Origin of the sequence: Pseudoalteromonas shioyasakiensis, assembly GCF_024518675.1 — a bacterium.
GTDB classification, from domain to species: Bacteria; Pseudomonadota; Gammaproteobacteria; order Enterobacterales; family Alteromonadaceae; genus Pseudoalteromonas; species Pseudoalteromonas shioyasakiensis_B.
The window spans coordinates 129,399-148,701 of sequence record NZ_JANIGL010000007.1 but is presented as its reverse complement, the minus strand read 5'-3'; the positions used below and the strand labels follow the sequence as shown (position 1 = coordinate 148,701).

Annotated in this window: 14 protein-coding genes; 12 read left to right on the top strand and 2 right to left on the bottom strand. The window is 41.0% G+C overall.

Features of this window, described 5'->3' with window-relative positions; genetic code table 11:
- The first annotated feature begins 80 nt into the window (after positions 1-80).
- The 3 genes from NQT69_RS17105 (at position 81) to NQT69_RS17095 (ending at position 4,192) form a co-directional block, all read left to right on the top strand.
- Positions 81-3,014, top strand: a complete 2,934-nt coding sequence (locus NQT69_RS17105; protein ID WP_256828884.1) for a TonB-dependent receptor — start codon at positions 81-83, stop codon at positions 3,012-3,014.
- Positions 3,015-3,102: 88 nt separating this feature from the next.
- Positions 3,103-3,780, top strand: coding sequence for a MotA/TolQ/ExbB proton channel family protein (locus NQT69_RS17100; protein ID WP_256828883.1), 678 nt, complete (start codon positions 3,103-3,105; stop codon positions 3,778-3,780).
- Position 3,781: 1 nt separating this feature from the next.
- A complete protein-coding gene (locus NQT69_RS17095; protein WP_256828882.1) occupies positions 3,782-4,192 on the top strand; it encodes an ExbD/TolR family protein in 411 nt (136 codons plus the stop codon).
- A gap of 66 nt (positions 4,193-4,258) precedes the next feature.
- On the opposite strand, the gene NQT69_RS17090 is transcribed toward NQT69_RS17095, so the two are convergent.
- Both NQT69_RS17090 and NQT69_RS17085 read right to left on the bottom strand, forming a co-directional pair.
- Positions 4,259-5,557, bottom strand: coding sequence for an OprO/OprP family phosphate-selective porin (locus NQT69_RS17090; protein WP_256828881.1), 1,299 nt, complete (start codon positions 5,555-5,557; stop codon positions 4,259-4,261).
- Between the two features lie 125 nt (positions 5,558-5,682).
- A complete protein-coding gene (locus NQT69_RS17085; protein ID WP_256828880.1) occupies positions 5,683-6,177 on the bottom strand; it encodes a MarR family winged helix-turn-helix transcriptional regulator in 495 nt (164 codons plus the stop codon).
- 335 nt (positions 6,178-6,512) lie between these two features.
- Here NQT69_RS17085 and NQT69_RS17080 point away from each other — a divergent pair, with 335 nt between their 5' ends.
- The 9 genes from NQT69_RS17080 to NQT69_RS17040 all read left to right on the top strand — a co-directional run bounded on the left by NQT69_RS17080 (position 6,513) and on the right by NQT69_RS17040 (position 19,303).
- Positions 6,513-7,364 carry a D-hexose-6-phosphate mutarotase gene (locus NQT69_RS17080; protein WP_256828879.1) on the top strand — a complete coding sequence of 284 codons (852 nt, stop codon included), beginning with the start codon at positions 6,513-6,515 and terminating at the stop codon, positions 7,362-7,364.
- 127 nt (positions 7,365-7,491) lie between these two features.
- Positions 7,492-8,055: a PH domain-containing protein gene (locus tag NQT69_RS17075; RefSeq protein ID WP_256828878.1), complete on the top strand. Its 564-nt coding sequence runs from the start codon at positions 7,492-7,494 to the stop codon at positions 8,053-8,055.
- A complete protein-coding gene (locus NQT69_RS17070; protein ID WP_256828877.1) occupies positions 8,048-9,577 on the top strand; it encodes a PH domain-containing protein in 1,530 nt (509 codons plus the stop codon). Before NQT69_RS17075 ends, NQT69_RS17070 begins: the two co-directional genes overlap by 8 nt.
- 93 nt (positions 9,578-9,670) lie before the next feature.
- Complete coding sequence (locus NQT69_RS17065; RefSeq protein WP_256828876.1) at positions 9,671-9,913, top strand: hypothetical protein; 243 nt, start codon at positions 9,671-9,673, stop codon at positions 9,911-9,913.
- Between the two features lie 80 nt (positions 9,914-9,993).
- Entirely contained in the window at positions 9,994-12,825 is a 2,832-nt protein-coding gene (locus NQT69_RS17060; RefSeq protein ID WP_256828926.1) for a TolB family protein, read from the top strand.
- Between the two features lie 216 nt (positions 12,826-13,041).
- On the top strand, positions 13,042-13,656 hold the full coding sequence (locus NQT69_RS17055) for a SemiSWEET family transporter (protein ID WP_256828875.1): 615 nt from the start codon (positions 13,042-13,044) through the stop codon (positions 13,654-13,656).
- Positions 13,657-13,831: 175 nt separating this feature from the next.
- Positions 13,832-17,155, top strand: coding sequence for a two-component regulator propeller domain-containing protein (locus tag NQT69_RS17050; RefSeq protein WP_256828874.1), 3,324 nt, complete (start codon positions 13,832-13,834; stop codon positions 17,153-17,155).
- A 29-nt stretch (positions 17,156-17,184) separates the two neighbouring features.
- Positions 17,185-17,973: a PhzF family phenazine biosynthesis protein gene (locus NQT69_RS17045; protein ID WP_256828873.1), complete on the top strand. Its 789-nt coding sequence runs from the start codon at positions 17,185-17,187 to the stop codon at positions 17,971-17,973.
- Between the two features lie 151 nt (positions 17,974-18,124).
- Positions 18,125-19,303 (top strand): efflux RND transporter periplasmic adaptor subunit, encoded by a 1,179-nt coding sequence (locus tag NQT69_RS17040; RefSeq protein WP_256828872.1) that lies wholly within the window; start codon positions 18,125-18,127, stop codon positions 19,301-19,303.

Genomic DNA, 19,303 nt, shown 5'->3' with positions numbered 1-19,303 from the left:
AGGAAAACAATTCAATGCAAGGTGAGGGATAATTATTCTCATTCGTTTTATAGGGTAATGGATTAATATGAGAACATAAAATGAAAAAAATGCAGTTATCTTCAATCGCTCTGGCAATGGGTTTAAGCATCTCTTTACCTGCTGTAGCAAACAATAATGTGATGATGTTGGATATTGAATCTCAACCACTTGAAGTTACATTAAATCAACTTGCTTCAGAGTCTAATATGACGCTCATTTTTGAGCCCGAACTGGTTAACTCTTTTAATGCCCCTGAATTACAAGGGCCAACAACCATTCGCGATGCGTTAAATCAGGTGCTGCAGAATACGGGGATTACAGCAACGATTGAAGGTAATTCAATTATTCTAAAAAAGTTGGATAACTCTAAATCAGCGACAGACTTAGCCGCGCTGTCAGTGGTTGGTGCATATATTGCTCCTGGTATGTTTGATGAAGACAGTGTTGCCGCAGAAGACTTACCTTATCTAAAAACCAGCTCAAACGTGCAATTAGATAGCCAGTATGTTGAGCAATTTCGTGGCACCTCCGCAGGCGATATGCTTAAAGGGATCCCTGGGGTTGAAGTAGGTGAATCACGTAATGGTGGCGCAATTGATGTAAATATTCGTGGTGTACAAGGGCAAAACCGTGTAGCGGTTGTTATTGATGGTAGTATTCAAAGCAACACGGTATACCGAGGCTATGCAGGGATTTCTGATCGCGCATACATCGACCCTGACCTAATAAGCACAGTGTCTATCGACAAAGGTCCTGCAAATAATGCACAAGGTATGGGTGCAGTGGGCGGTGTAGTGATAATGGACACCTTAAAAACAGCGGATATCTTACGTGATGGTGAGCATCACGGCGTGCGCTTTAAAGCGGGAATGCAAAGTAATAGCCTTGATGCGCAAAGTGACTTTGATGCCACGCCACGAAGTGATGCGCCAGGTTTAGTAGACAGTGATGGTGAATTTGCCAATATTGCCTATGCTACCGAGCAAGAGAACTTTGACTTAGTTGTTGCTGCTTCACGTCGTGATATTGGTAATTACTTTGCCGGAGAGAGTGGCCGCGAAGACTACTTTTATGATGAAGAAAAAAGCCGCTGGAATGAAGTTGACGGAACCTGGGTTGAAGAAAAGTACACCGAGGTGAACGAAGGGATCGCTCGCTTTTATAAACCAGGAGAAGAAGTACTCAATACTGCGAATAAAAGCACCTCTTTACTTATTAAGCCAACGCTTAAAATCAATGCTGATGCAAAATTAGAGTTGAGCTATCGAAAATACCAAGCCGAGTACGGCGAAATAATGGCATCGCAAATCTACCGTAATGAAGGTGATACCCTAAAACAATGGAAAAACTCAGAGCAGGATATTGATAGTTATAGCGCGCGTTATCAATATACATCACCGAGTAATCCATTACTGAATAAGTTAAAAGCCAACCTTTGGTACACAGAAACAGATTCAAAAGCGTATAACGGGTCGGTATTTACTAACCCGCGTGAAGATAATGAATCACCAGAACAGCATGACTGTGAGTCATGTGTTGATGTGCTTTATTTAGCCAAAACAGAGTCAAAACGCATCGGCTTTGATCTGAGTAATCAGAGCGTATTTACAAGTGAACAATATGGCACCACAAGCTTAGATTATGGTTATAGTTTCCAAAAAGAATCTATCGGCCCAGGCGATGGTGTTAACTATTCACAAGAAGATATCGAAAAAAACCGGACCTACCGTGATGGCGACCGTTATGAAAGCAGTGTGTTTTTGCAAGCAAAATGGTCACCAAAAGATTGGTTGAGCTTTGAGCTTGGTGGTCGCTATTCGTGGTTCAAATCGCAAGATAATAACGCTTTTTGGACCGAAGATATGCAAAAGTATAAGAGCATTATTTTATTCGCTGAAGATGGCAGCCGCTTAGGAAATGCTCGCTGGTTTGCCGACGAAAATGGTGAATACACAGCCGCCAATGATCCCCGCGTTACTGGCGAAGGGATGGTAGAAAACTGGGGCATGGAGCCTGTTGAGATCAGCAGCCTTAATATTGGTAGTAGTGCGATTGGCTGGAGTGAAAATGGCCTGCCATTAGGCACGTTTACCGTGAGCGACAAAATCGCCCGTGACGACAATGGCTTTGCGCCAAATATTGCCGTGAATATGCAATTAAACGATAACTGGCTGGCTTATGCCCGTTATAGTGAAGCCTTACGTATGCCTAGCTTAATGGAATCGACACTGGGCTGGTCTGTATCGAGTAAAGTATTTGAGCTAGATCCTGAACGCGCGAAGAATAAAGAAATTGGCTTTTCATATATCAATGATGAACTGTTTGATTCAGTACAAAGCCGTGTAAAACTTGCTTACTTTGATAATAAAATCGAAGATTATATTACCCGTCGTACCGTAGACCGTTCGCTCGTAAGTGCAACGGATATTGGTCTTGCTATGGGTAACTCAGATAGCTTTAACAGCAAAGGTTTTGAGCTGCAAAGCCGCTTTGTGATGGGGCGTTTTTATACTGATCTGAGTGCAACCTATTACACTGAAGCTGAACTTTGTGATAGTGAAATTGCGCAATCATTCCGCGATAACCAATATACGAACTACCAAGGTGAAATCCCTAATTGTTCAAAGTCTGGATTTTCTGGCATGTATGTGGCAAATCACATTCCACCGCAACAGTCGTATGCGGCGGTTTTAGGTGCTAAAGTCTTTAATGATAATTTAGATATCGGTACAAGAATTACTTATACCGGTGAGCCAGATACAGACTTTGACCGCACTTTGAGTTGGCAGAACTACCATGGCTCTGCGCCTCATGTACCAACAGAGGCTTACACATTAGTTGATATATATGCGCGCTATGCAATAACCGATAATATGGAAGTTAACTTTAATATTGCTAACTTAACTAATGAGTTTTATCTCGATGCTTTAGCGCTTAGTTTAATGCCGGGGCCTGGGCGTACTTCTCGTCTTACCTTTACGGCGCACTTTTAAATAAAGCGAGTTAACACGCTTTTATAATTTTAACTTAGCCGCACTGCGGCTAAGTTTGTTTATATACAACAGGTTGTTGGAGAGTAAAATGGAAAACCCTTATGGCATTGCAGCGCTATGGCAACAAAGTGATGCCGTTATCAAATTCGTTGGTTTCTCTTTATTAGCGATGTCGCTGGCTTCATGGGCGGTGATTTTTGTCCGCTTATTTAGTTTACTAAAACTGCGGGCAGCAAAGCGTTTAGTGGTTGAGTTTTGGCAACAGCAAGATATTAACAAAGGCATCGAATTACTGGCTGAGCAAACACATTTTCAACAGTTAGCAATGCAAGGCTTACAGGCGAAAGAGCAGCATCAAAATCATGAGGAGCAACTGCAAGGTCAAGTTCCGCTTTCTGAATGGTTAACAACAGCATTAAAAAATAATATTGATGATACTCGGGAATCGCTCTCAGGTGGCTTGGCTATCCTTGCATCCGTTGGCTCTACATCACCTTTTATCGGCTTGTTTGGTACTGTGTGGGGGATTTACCATGCGTTGATCGGTATTGGTCTTTCTGGCTCGGCGAGCATTGATAAAGTAGCAGGTCCTGTGGGCGAGGCATTGGTGATGACTGCATTTGGTTTAGCCGTTGCAATCCCTGCGGTACTCGCTTATAACGCAATTAGTCGGGGCAATAAATCGGTGCTAATTCAGTTAAACCGCTTTGCTTCTCAGTTACATGCTTATTATTTAACAGGCCAAGTACAAAGCAAGGCAAATTGATATGTCATTCAATTTTGATAACGATGACGAAGAGATCATGAACGAAATCAACATGACTCCTTTAGTGGATGTAATGCTGGTTTTATTGATCATCTTTATTATTACGGTGCCGGTGATTAATCAGTCAATACAGGTTGATTTACCCGCCGCAGAAAGTGAACTCGCAGAAGCGAAGCCTGACACTATTGTATTGTCTGTAGACAGTGACGGTGGTTATTTTTGGGCTGAACAAGCTATAACAAAAGAGCAATTGATAACGCGTTTAGCGGAGCAAGCGGCAAAAACACCGCAGCCGATTTTGCATATTCGGGGCGATAAAACCACAGAATATCAAAATGTGGTGTTTTTAATGGAGCAGGTGCAGCAAGCTGGTATTAGTAGTATGGGTTTTATTACTGAAGCGAAAAAATAATTGCAGTGAGTGTTTGCAACTATGCGCTATTGCTTTGTTAGCAATAGCGCACCACGTATGTCAGGGCTAGAAGTAATAGCCGATATTGATATTAAAACGGCCTTCAGTTTCATCACTATCGCCAGCGACTGAGCCGCCGACAAATGGCTGGTTTTTCGCCAATGCGTAATCAACATAGGTGAATAATCCGCCAGCCGCAATAGACACACCCGTTACGTTCATCCAGGTATCTGCGCTGTTATCTGACTTATCATAAATAGCGCTATAGTCATTATAGAACTGCAAGTTACTGACCGGCCCCCATTCCACAGGTAAACTATAAGCGATATTTAAGCTACTCATGGTGGCATCAGCGGCTACTGAGTCATAAAACGCGTATGCGCCTACCGCAATGCGGTTTGTATCATCGATATTATAATCGTACTCACCGTGCTGCAGCTGGATATTCCAGCTATTGATATTGCTGTTTACGTGTAATGCCCACGCATTATAACTACCCGCTCTGTCTTGGCCATCATGCAGGCCACCGGCTAAGGCTGAAAAGCCCACTTCGGTTTTCATACCTTCGCCATGTTCAAAAAAGTAGGCGTAACGGCCAGTAAAAGTATTGTATTCACCAAGCTCTGCCGTTGGCTCGGCATAAATGCCTTCATCGGCCGTGCGGCTTCCGACTATGTCGTAAGAATAACGATGGCTGCGATCTTCTACATAGCCATCTACGCCACCGAGCTCATCATTTTTGAAAAAGCCTAAATCCAGTTGCCAGTTGTCGGCGACTTTGCGTTTGAACATCACGCCTAAGTCATGGTCATCTTCAAGGCCTACATAGTAGTTGGCACTAAAAAAGTAATTGTGTGAGTTGTATGGGTCATTACCGAATGGAACTTTGGTAACACCGACTTGTACTTGCCAGTCATCAGTAAATTGATATCCTGCCCAAGCCGACTTAATCGCGGTCATATAATCAAAAAAGCGAATCTCACCGCCAATTAATACACCGCCGATATCACCTGAAACATTGACCCGAAATAGGTCAAAATCAAAATCTCCGCCACGGTTTCTATTACCATCATCATAAGAGGTATGGCTGTAATTAGTACGAATGGCACCGCCAAATTTTACCCCAGACTGCGCCGAGTCAGCATTGTCTTGTGCTTGCTTAGCAATGGTTTCGTCTTGCTTTTCAAGTTTTTCATTCATCTGAGCTTGTTTCGCTTTTTCATCAGCTAGCTGCTTTTGTAATTGCTGCATTTGCTGTTGAAGTTGATCAAGCTGAGTTTGCATGGCATCAATATCTGATGCATTGGCGTGGCTAGTGGTGGCCCCTAGCAAAGTCGCGAGGGCTAACTGTGATAGTTTAAGCATGATAAGTCGCTATTTTGGAGATTAAGTATGCATAGAATAGACTATTTATACCTATTACCCAAGTGAGCAAGTGTTTTATTCAAAGATAAGATATTGTTTATTTTAATTATTATATGACAGTAATTTTACTCTGCGATTTTGCTATCTGCCGCGCGGGTGAGTAAGCCAACCTCAAGTAAAGGGGCTGCATCAATACTTTGCGCATCCATCATAGTTGCAATACGCTGCATCGATGATAACAACTGGCTTTGCTCCCATTCTTCCAATGCTGAAAACTGCTCTATAAAGTGCTCTTGTAGTGGTTGTGGTGCATCGGCAAGAATCTCTTTACCGCTTTGGGTTAGGTAAATCCCCACTCTACGTTTATCAAGTTGGCTACGAACTCGGGTCACTAAATTGCGATTTTCTAAACGATCTAGAATATTAGTCACTGTGGCAGGGCTTAAATTGACGTTTTGTGCAATACGACTGGCTGTAATCCCGTCTGTTTGCTCAACGTCAGTCATGATCAACAGCTGAGGTCCCGTCAAGCCTGAGGTTTTATTGAGCTGTTTTGAATGCAGATCAATCGCACGAATAACTTTGCGCAAAGAAACCAACAGTTCATCATATTTTTGCATTGTTTTATCTCTTGAAGGGGCCGTTGCGACCATGCTGTGATGGCAGTTAATAAATATTACACTTCTAATAAATAGAGTTCAAATAACTGAGCTTATTTACTGCGTATTAATTGCTTTACATCAGTTGTTTTTGACGGTTTTAATTATTTTGAGCTGAAATTAAAATAACTTCACTTAGCAAGTCATTAATTAAATGTTGTTAAGGCTTAATTTACTAGTTTGAAGCGACAGAGTGAGAAATAATAACTTTGTGGCAAAAACCTTTAATTAATATTTACTAATTGGTGGAGTATTGGGTAAGGTATTACGGGCTTTTCATTATTATGGGACGTATTATGAAGTTATCTCCATCTGTAAGCATTGAGCAATCGCACTCTGGTTTAGAATATATTAATGTCGCAAGCGACTTTTGCAGCGCGAAAATTTTTCTGCAAGGGGCGCAGTTAACTGAGTTCACACCAAATGGTAAAAAACCGCTTATTTGGGTTTCAAGCGAAGAAGACTACCAAGAAGGCAAAAGTGTTCGAGGCGGCATTCCAATTTGCTGGCCTTGGTTTGGCGTTAATCCAAATCCTGATTGGCCTATTCATGGTGTTGCACGCACTAGCTTATGGCGTGCAGGTGAGGTATCGGAGCAGGACAATGAAGTACGCGTTAGCTTAACCTTGCCAATGACTCAGGTAGATGAAACATATTGGCCGCATAAATCAACATTAAAAGTTGAGTTCATTTTAACTAACAAGCTTGAAGTTCGTTTAACAACCACTAACTTAAGCGAGCAAACCATCACCTTTTCTCAGGCACTACATACTTACTTCCCAACACCGGCGATTGAAGACACAACTGTAGATGGACTACAAGGCGCTAAATATATTGAGTTTGGCGAAGGGCCGTTTGAGCAAGATGCTCAAGTTGGTTTTGCTCGTGAAACGGATATGGTTTATACCCAAGCTGGCGAAACACAACGCATAATTACACCTGATGGTATTATTGAAGTCAGCCGTGAAAACTCAAACTCTTGTGTACTTTGGAACCCATGGATCGATAAATCTAAACGGTTATCGAATTTTGCCGACGATGAATATCATACGATGTTGTGTTTAGAGGCAGCTAACGTGATGGATGACAGTGCCGTTGTTGAGCCAGGGCAAAGTCATACACTCGCCACGACAATTAGCTGGGTTTAAAAGCGATTTATATTACGTTATTGATTGCTTAAACCACTTTTATGCCAACTGAAACTTACATCTTGAGGTGGTTTGGGTATATGTAAGCCAACTTTACTGAAAGTTGGCTTTTGAAGGAAAATTCAACGTGTTTGAAAATCATCAACTTGATTGCTTACCGCAACACCAGTCTATCGAATTTAAGCCTCTGGCAGATAATGCATTACTGCATACACAACTGAGCTGGTTATTATTTTATCTGCCTTTAATGGCTGCGTTAGCCGCGGTGTGCTTTTTCAACCAAAGCTTTGCAAGTGTGGCGCAAACTCCCTTAATAATTGGTTTGCCTATTATTTTGCTGCTGTCGTTAATTTTTAATGTGTTTAGCGTGCGCTTAAAAGGTGTTGCAGTACGTAGCCACGATATTGCCTATCAAAAAGGGGTTATTTGGCGCCAGGTTACTATTTTACCCCTTGCTCGTATTCAGCATACCGAAATACATCGGGGGCCGCTTGAGCGAAAGCTGGGTTTAGCGAGTTTACGTTTATACAGTGCTGGAGGTATGAGCGCTGATTTAAGTATGAGTGGCTTGAGCCACGCTGACTGTAAAGATATGCGTCAATTTATTCAAGATTACACCCAGCATAACCAAGCCTCTGAGCAATCACAAAACAGCCTATCAGTTAACGAAGAAGAGCTATCAAATGAATAAGCAACACTGGCAGCGTGTATCGCCGTGGGCGTTGCTGTACTTTGTATTACATTTTGCTTATCGCTTTATTAAAGACGGTATTTTTAATTTATTACCTATCGCTGTGGTATTTGTCACTCAGGTAGAGAATAAGCTGTTCTGGGGTAAAATCGGTGCTCTCGTTGCTGTTGTAGGGCTTTTATTGTATTCGTTTGCCTATTACCTAAATTTTCGCTTTTGCATCACCGACGATCACGATATTTTACTCAATAAAGGGGTGTTTAAAAAAGAGCGCTTAACGCTTAGCTTTTTACGAGTGCAAAACGTGAATGTTGCCGAGCCATTTTACTTTAAACCATTAGGGCGTGTGAATTGTATTTTTGATGCTGCTGGCAGTGTCTCCCAAGAGGTCGTGCTTCCTGGTGTCAGTATTGCCTATGCAGAGGGTGTGCGGGAGCAGGTACTTACTTACAAAGAAGCGCAACAACCAATTGAGCAGCAAGCCAGCCAAGATAAGCAAGAGCAAGAAAGTCAATACAGACTAAAGTTGAGTAATACGGAAGTCGCTAAATTTGGCCTTATGTCAAATATGGCGATACTCGCACTGGCTGCATTAGCACCATTTATGAATATGTTGTTTGATTTTTTTGAACAGGCCGTGATTAACCGCTTGGAAGCTTTCTATGAACAGGAAGTAGGCTTACTGGTTGATGCCGCTGCATTGGCTGTGTTCTCATTGTTGTTTATGGTCGTTATGATTGCGGTTTTGCTATCGGTCATGATGTCACTCATTCGGTTTTATAACTATGAGTTGTATTTTCAGGGAGGAAAATTCAAACGTATTTCTGGCTTATTAGAGCGCCACCAATTGTCGGTAAGTCTTGAAAAAGTACAATCGATAGTGATTAAACAAAACCCCATTGCGCGCATTTTACAGCGTTACACCATTCAGTGCTTTCAAGCGACTAGCGGCGTGACTACAGGGGCAAAAAGTAAGCAAAGTTTAGTCATGCCGGTATTAAAGCGTGAGCAAGTAAACCAAATGCTGCAACGTATTTACCCTTGGCTTGGGCAAACAGAGATTGATTTTAAAGCTTTGCAATTTAAAGGTGTAGAGCAAGCATTATTAATTAAAAACCTCTTCTTTTACGCATTTATACCGAGCCTTTTATTTGCTGTATTTAACTACTATATACTTGCTAGTCATTTGTTCTATAGTGTTGTCATTGTGGCGGTTTTGAGTTGCTTGGTGTATTTATCTTATAAACGCTACGGTTATTATTTTTATCATCACCAAGGGCGTTATTACGGCATTTTTAGAAGTGGTATGTTGGGTGTGCAATACCGTGTATTTGAGCTATACAAAGCGCAAAGCACTCGTGGTGTTAGCACCCATTTAATGCGAAGAGCTGGGCTGAAAAGCTTGTATATACAATTGGCATCGGGCAATGTTAACTTGCCATACCTAAAAGCCAATGTGGCGAATGAGATTATTGATTTCACATTATATCAAGCGGAATCAGAATCACGTAACTGGATGTAGCAATTAAATGCAAATAGTTATCAATTGCATTGATCTATTTTAAATACCCATTATACTAACACTCTCGGTAACACATTTGTTGAGGGGGTTGTTATGGTTTTAACACTCTGTTTAATCGCTTTTTGCTGCATTTTTGTTTTAATGTGTCATATTCGTTGCCATAAAAAACCATCATTAATATGCGCCCGTTGTGGTGTGCTGGTGGTGGGGAGTTTGATCACTCTGGCCATGTATAGCGCAGGCTTAGGTGCGCTGCGCACTGTGTTGGTGTTTATTGTATCTGTATTTATTATTAGTTTATTAGTGAGTTTAGTTCAGCCGTTAGAGATTGAGTAACACGCTTTCTTACATTTTAATGCTCTCTTTTTATTTGGCTTATTGCATAATAAGTAAAAGATAAATAATCAGGGATCATGATGAAACAATTAATTATTGCCACGGCTTTATTTATGGCAAGTCATGCTCAGGCACAATGGCAAACCCTTCATACTGAGCACTTTAACCTTTACTTTACTGCAGAAAACCAAGACTGGGCACGCTCGGCAGCTGTAGAGCTAGAAATAGTTCGCACCAAGGTGTTACAACAACAAAACCGCTCACTTGATAAAACCGTTGATGTAGTAATATTTGATCCCCTTAACAGCGCAAACGGCTTTGCTTTACCGCCATCTGAAAACCCAATGATGGCATTATTTACGACTCCTCCACAGTCAGACACCGTTATTTCGAATAGTAGTGGCTGGCAACAGCTATTAATTTTACATGAGTATATTCATCTTGTGCATTTAGCCCAACCGACTCGCAGTGACTGGCGTCAAGCTATTAGAGGGCTATGGGATGTTTACGATTTAAGTTATGAGTCAATGCCACGCTGGGTCGCTGAAGGTTATGCGACTTTGCTTGAATCTAAAATGACCGGCCGAGGGCGGCTATTTGATAATTACAGTGAAGCCATTTTAACAGAGTTTGCACAGCAAGGAGCATTGCCAAGCTATAATCAACTAAGCAGCACTCAAGGAGGCTTCATGGCGGGCTCTATGGCTTACTTGATGGGGGCTCGGTTTTTATATTGGCTAGAAAACAGCTATTCTGAGCAAACATTAGATGCCGTATGGACGCGTATGCAGGGGGTAAAAAAGCGCGACTTCGACACGGCATTTAGTGGTGTTTTTGGTGATCCTGCAAGTAAACTCTACCGACGTTTTATTGCCGAATACACCTATAAAGCAATGGCAAAAGAGCAAACAGAAAGCGAGCTAAATAGCACTGCTTGGCTAGATTTAAGTTTTTCGGCTAGCAACCCGAGACTTTCGCCCAACCAGCAGCAATTAGCTGTTGTTGAGCGTGATAAAGACGGTAATACGCAATTAGTGGTTTATAGCACAGAGCAAAACCTGCAAGCTGAAGAAGATTTTAATAAGGCACAGCAGGCACTCCTTGCTGATGATCCTAAAGACATTGCGAATATTCCACCTGAAGTATTTAAACGTAAGCAAAAACAAGTGCTTGAACAAATTAATCGAGCTGGCATTAAAAACCCGCAATGGCTTAACGATGAAGTGCTGTATTTTGGTGCTTACACCAAGAATGATAATGTTGAAAACTCACGAGTAGCAGACATTTATAGTTGGAACATCAGCACAGGTGAAATTGAACAGCTGACTAAATTGGCGGGGCTGCGTCGTTTTAGTATTACTGATAATGGGCAAGCCTTATATGCAGAGCGAGCACAAGCTGGCTATTCCGAATTAGTTAAATTTGATATTCAAACCGCCACCGCCACCCCGTTATTCGAAAAAAGCTTAAACAAGGTATACGATTACCCAACCCTTAGCCCTAATAAACAGCAACTGGCCTTTTTAAGAACTGAACTAAATCACAACTGGCAGTTGTATATACAAGATTTAAATGGCCACAACGCTCAGCAAGTACCCATGCCTAGCAGTTATCAATATTTGTCGCAACCTAGCTGGAGTAATGATGGTCAGTCGTTGTATTTTATTGCAGGGCGCAACAATGCGCTTGATATTTACCGCTATAATATTACAAACAAACAGCTTCATAAGCTGACGCAAGGCCAGCAAGCGGTTGCTAACCCGATTGCAATGACAGATGGCTCAGTACTGTATTTTTCTATCACCAGTGATGGTCCAGATCTGAAACAGCTAACAAGCGGTTACACCAGCGCCTTAGTGACAGATTTAGCGCCAAGCTCCGTCGCACCCACCTTTAAAGTTTCAAGTTCAGCATTGCCGCCAGCAAAAGTACACACTGCAATAGTTGGTTCGCAGCATGACTACGACATATGGCAGCAAAACTCTACCTTTGCCATTGGCGCTCAATATAACTCAGCATCTGCAGCGTTACTCAATTTAAGCGTTAAAGGCAGTGATCTGTTAAAACACTTGGATTGGCAAGTTGGCTATAGCGCCGACCTACATGACAATGCAATGTCAGGTGCATTTGCTCAGGCAAAATATAGTGCTCATAAAATAAAATACAGTGGTCAGCTGTTTGCATTTGATCTAAATAGTGAGAAACAATATTCAGCCGAAAATGTGCCTCAGTACAGCACAAAAGGCGGGTATTTAGATGCTAAATACCCGCTGAGTTTTGGTGAGTTTAAAATAACCCCTGAAGTTGCTTATAATTACTCGGAGTTTGGTACTAAAGCAGCTCAAGATACTTCGCAGCAGTGGTTACGAGCGGCCATAACGCAGCGTTGGAATTATGACCGTCAATCGTTTGCAATCGGACAAAATATAAAAGCCCGTTGGTACGAAGGAAAAACAGCGGATAACGAGTGGCAAGGCTATGATCTTATTGCTAATGTATTTGGCAAAGTTATGGACCTGCCGCTGTATTTGAGTTATCGGCATCAACACAGAGATGATGCCCGTTTAGCTTTAGGTGGCTTTAGCTCTTCTCTTATTAGCGAAAATACCCATGCAGAGTTTGCGTTTGCCCCCGAACTGCCTTTTTATGCAGCCACTGCTGAGCGCTATCAAGCGTATGGTGGCGGTGTTAGTGTTTGGGACGGTATGCCATGGCTTTATTATCAACAGCATCAAGTTGACGATGATGTATTTGCGCAAAGCTATGGCTTCAAATGGCAAGGCGAGTTTGGCTTTGGCTTAGGCAGTGCGGGTATCAATGACCTTCACTTTGATTTTGGCTTGGTTAAAGTAGAAGGTGATAGTTTTGATGATGAACTCAGAAGCTGGTTAGGCTTTTATTATTCGCTTTAATGTTGCAGTAAACTCGTTTGTAAACCTGAGGCAACTGTAAGGTTAACTTGCCAAAATTAAGTTGTTTTATTTTTCAGCAATAGTTGCGTGTTAATCTCAGCGCTATACAATGCCGCGCCTAAAATAAATCAAGTTAAAACAGTTGTTTACACTTTGTTTTTGCTTGGTTTATAAAATAGTAACTTATTAACGACTATGTAACTAGCGAGGTTTGTTTTGGCGCATTATTTGCCTGTTTTATCATCATTTATTTTAGTGTTTAGCTTCTTACCTCTATTAAATAAGATTCGTAAAAACCGGAGTGTATCGGGGTTATCGTTATTGATGATGAGCTTTGGTGTTGCGCAAAGTATTTATTTCATTACTTATAACTTATATTTTGCCCGTTTTTATATGGTTTTACCGTTTGTGGTAACAGGCTGTTTAAGTGGCTTAATTTTATATTACTTTGCCCGTTATAACGCCAAGCCAAGAGAGCGTATTCAATTAACTGCCATGCTTGGTTTTTCTCTATTACCGTTTTTATTATTACTAAACCCACAATTAGAGACTGCTAAGGTACTGACCTGGCTGACATTTGTTGGTTTAGTCATGAGCTCGGTGCGAGTTATGCCGCAAACATATAAAACCCTGCGCAGTGGTGATATAAGCAATTTAAGCGCGCGTTATTTCAGCTTGCAGTTTATTGCGGGTGTGTGTGGTTTATTTGCAGAATTGGCGATGGCTGTACCAAGTACTTCGCATATCCTCACGTTTGTGATGATACTACTAACCAATGCGGCCCAACTAGGTTGCATTCAGTATTATAAAATGCGACCCGCAATCGTTTAAATTATATGGGGCAACTTTATGGTAGTGGTAAAATTGCACGCTTTATTCTGCATTACTAATTAGCGCTTTAGATCTCCTCTTATAGCGCTGTTTTTCTATACTAATTGGCTAATTTTAATTCTACGTAAGTTACACTATACTTAAACACAATATTAATGATTTAAGTGAAGTTTTCTTGTTAAAAATAATAAAAATACAGCTGATCCTATCTTTTGTTGTTTCTATTCTTTTTTCAGCTTACTCTGAAAAGGCTCTCGCGATCAGCCCTTCACTTCGCTTTCAACATTTTACTATTGATGATGGTTTACCACAAAACTCGATCCTATCCATTGTGCAAGATGACACCGGGTTTTTATGGTTTGGTACTGAGGATGGACTAGCACGGTTTGATGGTTATGATTTTAAAATATTTAAACATGACGAAGATAATAGCAATTCACTTTCTCATAATTATATTTCTAAAATTGTCGTCGGTAGTGAAGGTGTTTTGTGGATTGGCACCCGGGGAGGGTTGAATCGTTTTAACACAAAAACCGAGCAGTTCACACGGTATACAGTAAGCAGTCAGGGGTTAAGTGACGACACAATTTATACCCTAATGAAAGATAGTAAAGAAAATCTATGGATAGGTACCTTAGGTGGTGGGCTTAACCATTATAATACTCAGACACAACAATTTAGTCGCTATCAATATAGTGAGAGCCATGCCAAAAGCATTAGCAGTGATAATGTTTATAGCCTTGTAGAAGATGCTAAGGGCAATCTCTGGGTAGGAACAGATAATGGCTTAAATTACCTTAATACAATAACAGCGCAGTTCACGCGTTTTCAACACCAAGTCGATGACCCTTCAGCACTGAGTAGCAATGAAGTTTATAGCCTGGCAGTAGATAGTAGTCATAACTTATGGGTCGGCACGCGAGCAGGTGGTTTAAATTATTTAGATACGCAAAGTAAAAAGTTTACGCATTATTTGCACCAACCAGACGATATTAACAGTCTAAGTCAAAACACAGTTTACAGCATTCTTGAAGACAGTAAGGGCAACCTGTGGCTAGGGACTGGGGATGGTGGTTTAAATCACTTTGATTATAACAACAATAAGTTCACTCATTATCGGCATCAATCAAACGATCCGAATAGTTTAAGCCATGACACCGTATTTAGCATTGAAGAAGATGCGCAAGGCAGCATTTGGATTGGCTCTGTAGGGGGTGGCCTAAATTACATTAACAGCAATACTGAAAAGTTTGGTTACTACCGTCATAAAGCTGATGACGTATCGAGTTTAAGCCATGATAACGTTTTTAGTATTTTAGAGGATAGCCAAGGTGATTTTTGGGTTGGTACACGCGGTGGCGGTCTTAATCACTTTAACACCAAAAGTGAGCAGTTAACTCATTATATGTATCAACAAGGTGACCCCAATAGTCTTAGCCATAACTCAGTTTACGTGCTTGAAGAAGATAGCAAAGGTAACTTATGGATTGGTACCGGAAGTAGTGGCTTAAATTATTTGGATAAAAAAACGGGTCAGTTTATTCATTACCAGCATCAGCCTGATAATCCAAACAGTCTGATCAACAATACTATTTTTGCTCTGGGTCAGGATGAAAAAAATAACCTTTGGATTGGTACCCCCAATGGCGTAAGTTATTTTGATATTAACAATCAGCAGTTTACTCATTACCGTAAGCAAGCGGATAATCCGAATAGCTTGAGTGACAATGCGGCTTTTACTTTGATAGTGACAACGCAAGGTAACCTGTGGGTGGGGACTTTAAATGGGCTTAATTACTACGATACAAAAAATGATAAATTTACCCATTACCGTCATGATAAAAATGACCCAAATAGCATAAGTAACAACACTATTTACACGATACATGAGGATAGCCAGCAAAACATTTGGATTGGCACCGGTGGTGGTGGGCTCAATCACTATAATACAAAAACGGCACAGTTTACTTATTACACCACTAAACATGGCCTACCAAATAATGTGATTTACGGTATAGAAGAAGACGACTTTGGGCATATATGGGTAAGTACCAATCTGGGGCTTTCTCGATTAGATCCTAAAAGTAAAAGCTTTATAAATTATGATTTGGGCGATGGCTTACAAAGTAATGAATTTAATATAGGGGCGTCTTTTAAAGGCAAAAGCGGCGCTTTATTTTTTGGTGGTATTAATGGTTTTAACCGTTTCTTCCCTGAGCAAATAAATAATACTGAGTTACAACCGATTAAAACCGTGCTCACTGATATGCTGTTACTAAATAACTCAGTGCCTGTTGTTGCAAATAGCAAAAAAGCAGCAAAAAACCACAAAGGGTTCAGTTTAAAGCAAGCGATTCAGTTCACGGAATCCCTCACGTTAAGTCATCGAGATAATGTTATTGCTTTTGAATTCACCGCGCTAAACTTTACTAATCCGAAAAAGAATCAGTTTGCCTATCAGTTAGTTGGGTGGGATAACGATTGGGTTGCAACCAACTATAAAAACCGTAGGGCAACTTATACTAACCTCCCTGCGGGTGACTATACTTTTCGAGTCAGAGCAAGTAACGCAGGTGGCAATGACAGTACAGCAAGCTTACAGCTCACGATATTACCTGCACCATGGAGAACTTGGTGGGCCTATATTTTATACGGTTTAGTATGCATCGCTTTAGTGCTCATTTTTATTCGCTCACAACGAAAGCAAGTCGCGTTTGAAAAACGTTTGAATGCCCAGTTAGAAAGTAAAGTGGCGCAAAGAACCACTGAACTGCAATCGGCTAATCGGCATTTAGAGCAAGCAAATAGACAGTTAGAAGAGTTAAGTACTACCGATCAGTTAACTGGTTTACGCAATAGACGCTTTTTATTGAGTAACTTGCAAAATGATATTGATCTGACTTTACGTAAATACAAAGATGCTCAGCTAAATTCTGCCGCACAGCATTTAAAAGATGCCGATCATATTTTCTTTTTAATAGATTTAGATCATTTTAAAAAAATAAATGATATTTATGGGCATAGCGCAGGTGATGCGGTGCTCAGCCAAGTCAAAGTGATTTTACAAAGTGTATTTAGAGAAACTGACTATCTTGTACGTTGGGGTGGAGAAGAGTTTTTAGTTGTAGCTCGCTTTACTGATCGCGAGAAAGCCCCAGAGTTAGCGGAAAGATTAAGAAGCGCTGTACAAGAGCATAGTTTTAACCTAATGCAGGGGCGTGCAATTACTAAAACTTGTTCTATTGGCTATGCATGTTTTCCATTTTTAACGGATGATCCAAACTGTCTGAGTTGGGAGCGTGTTATTGATATTGCTGATTACTGTTTATATGCAGCAAAACGGTCCAATCGAAACACATGGGTAGGACTGGAAAATATAGGGCTCTGTGAGGAAAAGGCATTTTCAATGCTCGTAGAGCAAACTCAAATGCTTATAGAGCAGGAGCAGTTAAAGGTCGCAAGTTCAATAGCAGAAAAAGCGACCATTCAATGGTGCTGATCTGCACTTATCTCAAACAGGAATCATAAATGGAATTGACTATTCATCAAATAGACGCCTTTACTAACGAGTTATTTAAAGGCAATTATGCGGCGGTGATTGATTTAGATATTTGGCTTACAGATGAATTAATGCTAAAAATTGGCGCTGAAAATAATGTCTCTGAAACTGCATTTACCTGTCGCCAAGCGGATGGTCGTTTTGCTATTCGTTGGTTTTCGCCATTAATGGAAATAGATTTTTGCGGACACGCAACTCTTGCTGCTGCGTTCGTGTTGTGTGAACAGTACAATTTATCTCAGATTCGCTTTACAGCGGCTGCGGTCGGTGAATTAGTTGTAACTAAAAACAGTGATGGTAGTTTTGCCATGACCTTCCCTAAGCAAGCACCATCACCTGTAACAGATGCACCTTCTGAACTGCTTTCTGGCTTGTCTATACAACCGGTTAAGGTATTGAAAAATAGACAGGCTTATTTTGCTATATATGAAAATGAGCAAGATATTTTGAATCTCAAAACAGATTCGCAACTGCTTAAATCTCTATTTCCACTTGATGTCGTAGCCACAGCGCCCAGCATAGAGTACGATTTTATCTCCCGTTATTTTTGGCCAGCCAGTGGCGGAGATGAAGATTATGTAACGGGTTCAATTCATACCGGCCTTGCACCCTATTGGTCTCAAGTATTAGGTAAAACCTCTCTAAATGCGTATCAAGCCTCTAGTCGCGGCGGCCAGCTGTACTGTGAGGTGGCACAGCACACAGTAACCTTAACAGGCCATGCTGTACGATATATGCAGGGCACTATTTATTTGTAATTACAGCCACCTAGCTGATGAATTTAGAATAAGTTATCGATCAAAGTAAATAGCCTCTATTTTTCTGTAACAGTTGCTTACAAATGTCACGTTAATGTTTCATTCAGCTCTGTTATTATGGCCTTAGTAGAAAATTAAGGGGTAATAGTTTATGCGAACAACGATATTGAAATGGGCACTGCCATTTGTTGTGTTAAGCCTAGGAGTAGCAGGTTTTGCAGGAATAAATGCGATTGCACAAGAGCCTGCACAAAAGGACACGGTTGATTCTAGGCCGGTTGTTAAGGTTGAACCTGTAGCGGCAAATAACCACCAAGTCATCATTAATAGTTATGGTGAAGTTAAACCGCTTGAGAGTACTCGTTTATCGGCGCAGGTATCTGGTGAAGTAGTGAGTTGGCACCCGAATTTTGTTGCCGGTGGTATTGTTGCTCGTGGTGAAACGCTCTTTACTATTGAAAAAGATAATTATGAAGCTGCCTTATTACAGGCCCAAGCCGAGCTTGCGCAAGCTCAAGCGCAGTTAATTGAAGAGCAGGCCCAAGCACAAGTAGCTGAAGATGAAGCTAAACGTTTTCCAGGTAAAGAACGTACCGCTTTGTTTTTACGCAAACCACAAGTATTGAGTGCTGAGGCATCGGTTAAATCAGCGCAAGCACGATTAAAACGTGCGCAACGGGATTTAGATAACTGTGAAGTCACCGCTCCTTATGATGCACTTGTCGTGAGTCGTGACATTGGTGTTGGCCAATATATTAATATGGGTAGCCAGGTTGCCGAGTTAAATAATATTGAGACAGCTGAAATTATTATCCCTATCGCTGGTTTTGATAGTGTATTTTTACCTGAGCGAGTAAAAGGTGTTAAAGCCACAGTTATGAAAACCGGCCTGCATGGCTTTAGTCGCGAAGCTAAGATTGATCGTGATTTAGGCGTGGTTGATAACGCGACACGAATGAGTAGCTTAGTGGTTCGTATTGATGATCCATATGGTTTAGTTAATAAACAACATGCAATTAAATACGGTACTTATGTACAAGTTAATTTTGCCGGTGCCATGCTGGAGAATATTTATCGCCTACCGCAAGAGCTAGTTAATAATCAAACCGTTTGGATTGTTAATGAAGAGCAGCAACTAGAGCCACGTAAAGTAAAAGTTATTCGTGAAGAGGGTGAGTACTTTTATATCAGCGATGGCTTAGAAGCGGACGATAAGCTCGTTATGACACTGCCTGAATACCCTCAAAAGGGAATGGCTGTTAAAATAGCCGGTGTTCCAGATACTCAACAAAATGATGCACTTGATAGTGCAGTCACTGAAAAACTATAA